Source organism: Drancourtella massiliensis (assembly GCF_016900655.1).
Lineage (GTDB): Bacteria > Bacillota > Clostridia > Lachnospirales > Lachnospiraceae > Sellimonas > Sellimonas catena.
The window spans coordinates 1-8,926 of the sequence record NZ_JACJKH010000043.1 but is presented as its reverse complement, the minus strand read 5'-3'; the positions used below and the strand labels follow the sequence as shown (position 1 = coordinate 8,926).

The 8,926-nt window shown below is 43.7% G+C and carries 7 protein-coding genes; 1 reads left to right on the top strand and 6 read right to left on the bottom strand.

From position 1 onward, the window contains the following. The coding region (locus H6A32_RS15240) for a hypothetical protein (RefSeq protein ID WP_346342299.1) at positions 1-424 on the top strand (424 nt) is incomplete at its 5' end. 216 nt (positions 425-640) lie between these two features. Here H6A32_RS15240 and H6A32_RS15235 read toward each other — a convergent pair. The 6 genes from H6A32_RS15235 to H6A32_RS15210 form a co-directional block, all read right to left on the bottom strand. After that, the gene (locus tag H6A32_RS15235) at positions 641-1,477 is read right to left on the bottom strand and encodes a carbohydrate ABC transporter permease (protein ID WP_204864764.1); all 837 of its coding nucleotides are present in this window, start codon (positions 1,475-1,477) and stop codon (positions 641-643) included. Then, the gene (locus H6A32_RS15230) at positions 1,478-2,320 is read right to left on the bottom strand and encodes a carbohydrate ABC transporter permease (protein WP_204864763.1); all 843 of its coding nucleotides are present in this window, start codon (positions 2,318-2,320) and stop codon (positions 1,478-1,480) included. Positions 2,321-2,386: 66 nt separating this feature from the next. Beyond that, the gene (locus H6A32_RS15225; RefSeq protein WP_207753169.1) at positions 2,387-3,685 is read right to left on the bottom strand and encodes an ABC transporter substrate-binding protein; all 1,299 of its coding nucleotides are present in this window, start codon (positions 3,683-3,685) and stop codon (positions 2,387-2,389) included. A 172-nt stretch (positions 3,686-3,857) separates the two neighbouring features. Then, positions 3,858-5,171 carry an ABC transporter substrate-binding protein gene (locus H6A32_RS15220; RefSeq protein ID WP_204864762.1) on the bottom strand — a complete coding sequence of 438 codons (1,314 nt, stop codon included), beginning with the start codon at positions 5,169-5,171 and terminating at the stop codon, positions 3,858-3,860. Further along, positions 5,146-6,948, bottom strand: coding sequence for a sensor histidine kinase (locus H6A32_RS15215; protein WP_204864761.1), 1,803 nt, complete (start codon positions 6,946-6,948; stop codon positions 5,146-5,148). The genes H6A32_RS15220 and H6A32_RS15215 overlap by 26 nt, the downstream gene beginning before the upstream one ends. Before the next feature lie 10 nt (positions 6,949-6,958). Then, positions 6,959-8,548 (bottom strand): response regulator, encoded by a 1,590-nt coding sequence (locus tag H6A32_RS15210; protein WP_204864760.1) that lies wholly within the window; start codon positions 8,546-8,548, stop codon positions 6,959-6,961. Positions 8,549-8,926: the final 378 nt, after the last annotated feature.

Genomic DNA, 8,926 nt, shown 5'->3' with positions numbered 1-8,926 from the left:
CGAATTTCACGAACTCGCAGAAATTCCGGATGACTATTTGGAGAAGATCAGCCGTGACTCCCCTGAGTCTCTTTTAAAACTGATCGCCAAGATCATTGCGGCATTCCTGCATCGGCTGAACATTCCGAAAGAAGAAATCGGCGACTTCACTGATCAAATTGAACGGAGGGATTTCACCATGTTGTTTGAGCATTTTGAAGCGTATGACGTGCAGGCGGAGAGAGCAAAAGGAGAAGCAAGAGGTAAAGCTGATTCCATACTGCTGCTTTTATCCGATCTTGGGCCGGTCCCGGAAGCACTTCGGGAACGGATCACGAGTGAGACAGATATGAAGTGCCTGAATCAATGGATCCGGGGTGCTGCCAGAGCTTCCTCCGTAGAGGAATTCACAGCAGAATATCTGCCTGATTTAAAAGAAGCATAAGCTCAAAGTGGAGAAGCTCTTATTGCGGCGTGTACATTTTGCCCGGAGGGCTTTTTATTCTATAGAAGAATTCGAAGGACTTTCCTATAGAATATAAAAAAACTCCTACGATTATCAGAAATATCCGATAATCGGAGGAATTTTTCAAAACGAACGATGAAACCGGGCAGCTTATTGTAAAAAGGGGCGGTTTTCTGCCACATGTTTCAGAGGTATTTATCCTTTTACAGCACCGGCTGCCACGCCTTTGATGATGTGTTTCTGACATGACAGGTAAAAGATAATAACCGGTATAACAGCTATGATCAGGGCCGCCATAATCGCACCCATATCTACCCTTCCATAGCTTCCTTTCATATACTGGACAGCAATGGAAATGGTCTTATATTTATTCAGATCCAGTACAAGATACGGGAGCAGGAAATCGTTCCAGATCCACATTGTTTCGAGAATTCCGACGGAAATATAGGTCGGTTTCATAATCGGAAGCACTACGCTGAAAAATGTCCTGAGCGGTGTGCATCCGTCAATCATTGCCGCTTCTTCGATTTCAAGCGGAATCGATTTTACAAAGCCGCAGAACATAAAGACTGCAAGCCCTGCTCCAAATCCAAGGTATATTATGATGATTCCCCACGGAGTATTGAGCCCGGTCCGGTCCGCCACCAGTGAAAGGGTAAACATAACCATCTGGAACGGAACTACCATGGAAAATACGCACATCAGATAGAATGCTTTGGTAAATTTTGTATTGACCCTTGTAATATACCAGGCACACATGGATGTGCACACGAGAATTACGAGTACAGATCCTACGGTAATAAATACAGTCCAGCCTACGGCACTCAGCAATTCATATTTGTCTATCGCTGTCAGATAGTTTTCGATACCGTTCCACGTTTTTTCTATCGGCAGTTTAAAAGGTTCTTTATTGATGAATACTTTTTTCTTAAAGGAATTCATAAGTACAATCAGAATCGGCGCGATATAAATCAGTCCGAGAACAGTAAACACACCTGTACCGGCTGTACTCAGCATACGTTTCTTTTTCATCTACTGCTGCACCTCCTTTGAGCGTGTTGCCCTGAGCTGAATGAGACCGATTGCAACTACAATTACAAAGAATATAACTGCTTTTGCCTGTCCTACGCCTTCCCAGCCGGTACGTCCATAGAAAGTATTGAAAATGTTCAGTGCCATCATCTCGGACATCTTGGACGGTTCTCCTGCCGTCAGGGAAAGGTTCTGGTCAAACAGCTTAAATCCATTTGTAATCGAAAGGAACATACAGATTGTAATGGACGGCATCATCATAGGGATGGTAACCCGGAAAAGCCTTTGAATACCGGATGCGCCGTCAATCTGAGCCGCCTCCATCACATCGCCCGGAATTGACTGAAGTCCGGCAATGTAAATGATCATCATATAACCGATCTGCTGCCAGCTGACAAGGATAATCATTCCCCAGAAGCCGTACCACTCGTTCAATCCCAGCGCCGTATGATACTGTGCCAGAATCCCGTTGAAAATCAGCTGCCAGATATATCCTAATACAATTCCTCCAATCAGGTTCGGCATGAAGAAAATCGTCCGGAAAATATTGGTTCCCCGCATTTTCTGCGTCAATGCCAGTGCCAGCGCAAACGCAAACACGTTGATTACTACTAATGAGACAACCGCAAACAGTGCAGTGTACCAGAATGAATGTCTGAACACCGTATCTTTAAATGCTTCTATATAATTTGATATTCCTACAAACTTTGCATCTGTAACCGTTGTAAAATTGCAGAACGACAGCCAGATTCCCATTATAAACGGAATGATAAATCCCAGTATAAACGCGAAGAATGTAGGGAGCACAAAAATCGGCATATAACGTTTTATCGCTTTTTCCATGAAATCGTCCTCCTTTTAAAAGCGGCGTCCAGACTCCTCTGCCGCCGCTTTTCTATGTATCCGCCTTTACTTTGCCGCTGCCGCTTCTGTTGCCCATCCGTCAACAAACGCTTTTACTACTGCATCCCAGTTCTCGTCTGTCTGATCTGCCGCATATGCTGTAAGGGCAGAACCCACGCCGTTTTTCCATTCTTCGGACGGCATGGTTGAGAATACCCATGTTACAGGAGTCTTCCCGTCTTCCATATACTTGTTGGCTTCGTTTACAAGTGTATTTTCAGATTCCATATTCTTCGGGAATGGAATCACGAATCCCATGTCTTTACACATTGCTTCTACACCTTCATCAGAAGTTACGCACCAGTTCATAAAGTCAAGTGTTGCCTGAATATCGTCTTCAGAAGCTTTTGCATTTACACACCAGTAGTTCTCTGTTCCTGTACATACGCCCTGGTTTTCTTCTCCGTCAACGCCAATGTAAATCGGGAGAATTCCGAGATTTTCATCTCCTACATCTGCAATATTGTTGTATTCCCATGTTCCGTTCTGATAGAATACAGCCTCTTCTGTCACGAAATCTGCTGTCGCGTCATCTGCGGTCTTTGTAGAAATTTCTGTCGGCTCGCAGGTCGCGTTATTGATATACAGATCCCAGACCTGACGGTAGTTATCCAGATAGGTTCCTTTGATTGCGTCTGTATTATCGATTCCCTCATCTTTGTACTCATAGTAAATAGGCAGGTTTGCCAGATGGGTTTTGAATCTCCAGTCTGATGATCCGTCCATGCCGGCAGAGGTAAATGCTGAAAATCCGAGTTCATCTTTTCTTGCCGTAATGTCTTCTACAACCTTCTTAAAGCTCTCAAAATCTGTAATATCATCTGCAGAATATCCTGCTTTTTCCAGAAGAGCCTTGTTATAAATAATTCCGTAGTTTTCAACGACATAGGCTATTCCCGCTGTCTTGTCTCCGTCTTTCAGCGCGAAGCTTTCATCTGTCAGTTCTTCCGCAATCTCAGTTCCGGACAGATCATAGCAGTAATCTTTCCAGCTTTCCAGTCCTACCGGTCCGTTTACCTGGAACAGTGTCGGTGCGTCTGTTTTTGCCATCTCTGATTTTAATGTCTTTTCATATTCTCCGGAAGCTGCTGTCAGAACTGTTACCGGTACTCCTGTCTCCTCGGTATAAGTTTCTGCCAGTTCCTGCCAGTACTCGTCCGCCTCCGGCTTAAAGTTCAGATAATACACTTTTCCTTTTGCATCTTCCGTACTCTTTTTGTCTGAATCCGAACTTCCTCCGCATCCTGCAAGAAGTCCTGCTATCATTGTTGCGGCCAGAACAGCTGATAATACTTTTCTCTTCATAATTCTTCCTCACCTTCCCGAAAAACTTTTGTTTTTTGTGTTCTGATCGTATTATAGCAATGCCTCCTGCCGGACCGGTAACAAATAGAAAACCATCATTATCAAAAAAAATACCTGACATTGAAACCGGGCGGCGTGTATCTGTGCCGTCCCTGCCAATGTCAGGTCCTTCTTACTGTTCTTCCAGAAACTGCTGAATACTTTCGTCTTCCTTTTTGGTAAATTCTTCCGGAGTGATCTTTCCAGATGCCAGATCCGGTAATATCTCGCCCAGTGTTTCTTCCTGAAGAATGGAATTCCACTTTACCTGATAGTTGGGAACAAGTTCCGGATTGTGCTTATATACTTCTATATAATCTGCCTGAGCGGGGATCATCTCTTCGGAAGTGCCGGTAAACAGCTCTTCTCTTTGTTCCATATTCAGTTTTGTACGCAGTTTCAGAAGTGCGGCCGCACCTTCTTTTACTTCTTCACTATAGTCGGAGACGATTGCCCAGCCAAATGTCTCCGGTGATGAGATCAGCTTGTTTTCCGGAAATGCTGCAAAGCGCACTTTGTCCTGCCATTCCTCCGGAATCTGATCCATCATCCAGTACCCGTTTGGAATCATCGCCGCCTGACCGGAGAAGAAATTTTCATAGGAGATATCGAAGTCCGTATACATTGCGTCTTCTGTTGTATATTGAAACAGTTTCTGCAAAGTTTCCGCAATACGCAGCCCGCTTGCGTTCTGATAGCTCTCTGGATAGAATTGCTGCATAAAATCCCGTCCCTCTTGTGTGGACGCTGCTTCTGCCGTTGCGATCAGCATTGGCGCCCATGCTGTCCCTTCCGTATGAAGTGCCAGTGGTGTGATCCCGGCGCTTTCAAGCCGTTCGCAGCAATCCCAGAACTCCTCCCATGTCTCCGGAAACTTTTCAATCCCTGCCTGGGAAAACAGTTCCTCATTCCAGAAAATGCCGGAGCACGCAAACGCGGCCGTGCTGATCGGTCCCAGATAAATACTTCCGTCATCCTCTTTGTAGGATTCCAGCACGGAAGGCTCTATCATGTCTTTCCACTCTTCGTCTTCCTCAATATACTTCGACAACTCTTCGATCCGGCCGTCCTGTATCACCATCTGATAAAACGACGGAAGCATCCGCAGATCTGTAATAACGGCTGGGAGCGTGTCTGTGACATTTTGTCTTTTCAGATTCTGCCGGTATTCCTCCTCCGTCTCCATGATCCATTCTACATCCGCCTGCCATTTTCCATCATACAGCCGGTTGAATGTATTGATCAGCTTTTCCTCATTTCTGATCCCCGTGGAGGAATCCACTGTGAGAATGATCGGAATGGAAACTTCCTTGCTGCTCTCCACGGGCTGCTCGGTCTGTTTGGAGCAACCTGCAGCCATCAGCGCCAGAAGCAGTATTGCTGCCGATGCCCGGACACCTTTTCCCGCATATAGCTCTTTCTTATTTTCTTTCCCCGTTCTTTTCATTGCTTTTTTCTCTGGCCTCCTCAGGAATCTTAATCGTACATGTTGTTCCGTTCTGCTCTGCCTGACAGTAAAACGCCGCCCCGCATCCGTATTTCAGTCGAAGCCTGGTCAGGATATTGACTACGCCATATCCACGTTTTTTATCCGGGAAACAGTTTTTCAATTCCGTGACAGGCAGATGATTCATCTCATTAATTTTTTCCATCATGGACTGCTCAATCGGCGTCCCGTTATTGGATACGCTGAGGCATAATGCGCCTTCCTCCCTTCGGATCCTGATTACGATCCTGCCGCCGCTGAAAATATCCTGAAAGCCATATTTTACAGCATTTTCTACAAGGGGCTGAAGAATCAGTTTCAGCACATGGGTGTTTGCCGCATCCACCTGGCAGTCAATTTCATAGGAAAAAAGATCCTGGTTCCGTATCTGCTGAATCTCCATATAACTTTTTACATTTTCAAGTTCATCTTCCACGGTTACAATATCGTTCCCTTTACTAAGTGACAGACGTAGATATTTGGAAAGCGCCTGAATCATCCGCATAGTAGTTTCTTCTTTATTAATACGGGCAAGCATATAGATCGTATCCAGCGTATTATAAAGAAAATGCGGATTAATCTGGCTGATCAGCATATTCAGCTCTGTTGTACGCAGTTCTCTCTCCTGCTCTTTGATTTCATCCAGAAGCCGGTTGATGTTGCCGAGCATTTTATTGTAGGACCGGCCGATCTCATCCAGTTCTGTATTCGTGTGAAGTTCGATTGTCTTGTCAAAATTCTGACCGTCAAATTCTGTCATTGCTTCTTTAATCGTCTGGATCGGCCTTGTAAATCTTCTTGAAAAGTAAATACTCAGAATCACGGCTACTGCTATGACCACCAGATAAATGGTTCCCAGTACGACAAAGACCGGAATAAGGCCCTGATTCAGAATCCTGTTCGGAACAAAAGAAAAGACTGACAACCCGCTGTCTGTATCATGGTATACCGACAACACTCCGCCTTTTATCTTTTCTCCCTCAAGAACCATCCCTTCGCCCTGTACTTCTGCAAGCCGTTCTATAATATAGTCCGGCACATTTTCTTTTTCTCCAAAGTCGTCCGGTGCGGCTGAAAGGCAGAGCTGGCCGGCTTCATCGATAATCCCTACAGATGCCTCTTCTTCCAGTTCCGGACTGATCCCTGTAATTTCATTCAAAAAGCCTTCTTCCATTTTGAAAAACATCATTCCCGGTTCGTGGGCATAGTCCAGACTTCTCACATATCTTCCGATAAAAAGCGCATAGTTATCGGTACCAAACAGAGAATCCTTCGCCCAGAACCATTTTGTGCGTGAATAATCCCCTTCCAGATACTTCTGGAATCCGCTCTTCTTTACATCATCATACGATACATTGGAATAGGACCGGCTGTAAACATTTCCTTTGTTATCCACGTAGCAGTAATCTGCCACATGATCAAGATCGATATACGCAAAATATTTGCTCAATGCATTTTTGTTTACCTCTTCCAGTCCGCTCTTTCGAAGACTCTGCTGTACATCGTCATACAAAATACATTCTGCTGTTGTTTCATCACTTTTCCGGAACATATTTTCAAGGGTTATCCCCATTCTTTCTGTCATAAATTCATACTTATCAACAATAGACCGCGTCAATGTGCTTCTTACGCTGAATGCAACTCCTACACTGGAGAGAAGCAGTGCTGCCCCCAGAAGGGCCGCCGTGTATTTCAGATATCTCCGTTGTATTCCTGATCCTTTCTTGTAATGTTTCATATTCCCAGATTCATACCTCATATTCTTTCTTGTATTCGCTTGGAATTTTTCCGGTGTACTGCTTGAACAGATGCGAAAAATAGGATGGATTATGAATACCGACAGCCTCACAGATATCTCCGATACTGCCGCTTCCTTCCTGAAGCAGCTTCTTCGCTTTTTCCATCCTCTGCTGCATCAGGTATTTTTTGAATGTCATATGAAATGTATTTTTAAATACTCTTCCAAAATAAACCGGATTCAAATAAATATGTGCCGCTACAGTCACAATAGAAAGATTTTCGTCCTGGAGATGTTCTTCTATGTACGCTGCCGCCTCCGAAATATAATCTTTGAAATACCGTGTTGTATCTTTCTCCGACATATTTTTTCTCTCTTCAATAGCGTCGCACAGAATCTTGTAACATACATCAACCATTTTTGCCGCATTCAGATTCTCAAGATTATAATAGTAATTGCGGAATTTTTCCTCAATCTCCTCTGTCAGTCCATATGAACTTTGGAGCATAAACTCTGTTTTCAGCATGATATGATGCAAATACTTGCACTGCAGCTCTTCTTCATTTGGAAGACTGTAAATAAGCTGAACAAACGCTTCTTTCAATCCTTTCAGATTGTTTTTCCGTACCGCACTGATAATCAGATTGTCTACATCTGTTCCCGGTTCTTCCCATTCTGTCACTTCCACGTCTTCGGAAGCAGTAAACGCACTTGCGCCGGATATACTTGCCATCTCAAACAGCTTTCGCGCCTCAACATAAGCCTTTTTTAATCCGGCAATTCCTTTATATGGTTTTGAAATTGCGGCTACAACCGGACTTTGTCCGTCTCTTTTTATCTGCTCCAGAATCCTTTTCAGTTCCAGGACTGCGCCTTTATCCGTTGTCCGGATGATAAACGCATTCCCCTCATCTCCCTCTATTTTCCAGAAAAAGAATCGGTTCCCTATCACTTCCTCCAGGTGTTTCATCAGCGCAAATCTGGAAGCTTCATAGTCCAGTGAGTTTGTAATCTTATAAGTAAGGTCGATGTCCACGCATACCGTAATAAAACGGTCTTCATTTCCCGGAATGTCTCCAAGTATTTTGAACACTTCTTCCATTCTTTCCTGTAGAATCCTGTTCTGTACATATTTCTGGATAACGACTTGAAGAAAACTGTTATGGTCTTTTACAAGCAGATTCTCCCAGCTCTCGTATTTTTCTTCGTTTTCCATGCGCTCTATGCAGGTCTTATAAGCGCTCCTCATCGTTTCTTCGAGTTTTTTATCCTCAATCGGTTTTAATAAATAGGCAAATGCTCCCAGATCACACGCCTGTTGTGCATAGTCAAAATCTCTATATGCGCTCAACACAATAAAGAGGCAGTCCAGGTCCGTCTTCTGGATTTCCTCCATAACCATAAGGCCTGTAATCTGTTTCATCCGGATATCCGTCAATACCACATCCGGTTTTACTTCTTTGATTACCTGAATGGCCTGCTCCCCGCTCTGGGCCTGACCAGCCACCTGAAATCCCATACTGTTCCAGTCATAAGTATTTAATAAACCCTGAAGCAAAATAGGTTCATCATCTACAATTACCAGCTTTAATAATCTCATAAGATTCTCCACTTCATACAATGAGTCCATTTTAACATATTACTACTTCTTTATCATACATTTTTATACCTTTGGAACATTAGCAAAAAACATACCTGTTATACAAAAAAATAAACAAAGACCGCTCTTTATGTTCACCGGGAAGCCTGTCCACCGGTTCAAAATCCAGTATTTACCAGCAAATCTTAATCCACTATTAAGAAAATTTCGTTTTCTTCTATGATCTCCACATATTTTAGACACATTTTCTGGTTATACTAAGAATCAGATAGTTGATAAACAAATCACTATCTCCCCCCTCATAAAGTAAGCACTTCGGAGAGATACCTCCAAGTGCCACTTTACTCTCATTCCTTTAGATAACTTATAAACAGCGAA

Bases quoted from the DNA above. Each gene is read 5' to 3' on its own strand.
- H6A32_RS15235 (WP_204864764.1), bottom strand. From the start codon at position 1,477: ATGAAAAAGAAACGTATGCTGAGTACAGCCGGTACAGGTGTGTTTACT.
- H6A32_RS15215 (WP_204864761.1), bottom strand. From the start codon at position 6,948: ATGAAACATTACAAGAAAGGATCAGGAATACAACGGAGATATCTGAAA.
- H6A32_RS15230 (WP_204864763.1), bottom strand. From the start codon at position 2,320: ATGGAAAAAGCGATAAAACGTTATATGCCGATTTTTGTGCTCCCTACA.
- H6A32_RS15210 (WP_204864760.1), bottom strand. From the start codon at position 8,548: ATGAGATTATTAAAGCTGGTAATTGTAGATGATGAACCTATTTTGCTT.
- H6A32_RS15225 (WP_207753169.1), bottom strand. From the start codon at position 3,685: ATGAAGAGAAAAGTATTATCAGCTGTTCTGGCCGCAACAATGATAGCA.
- H6A32_RS15220 (WP_204864762.1), bottom strand. From the start codon at position 5,171: ATGAAAAGAACGGGGAAAGAAAATAAGAAAGAGCTATATGCGGGAAAA.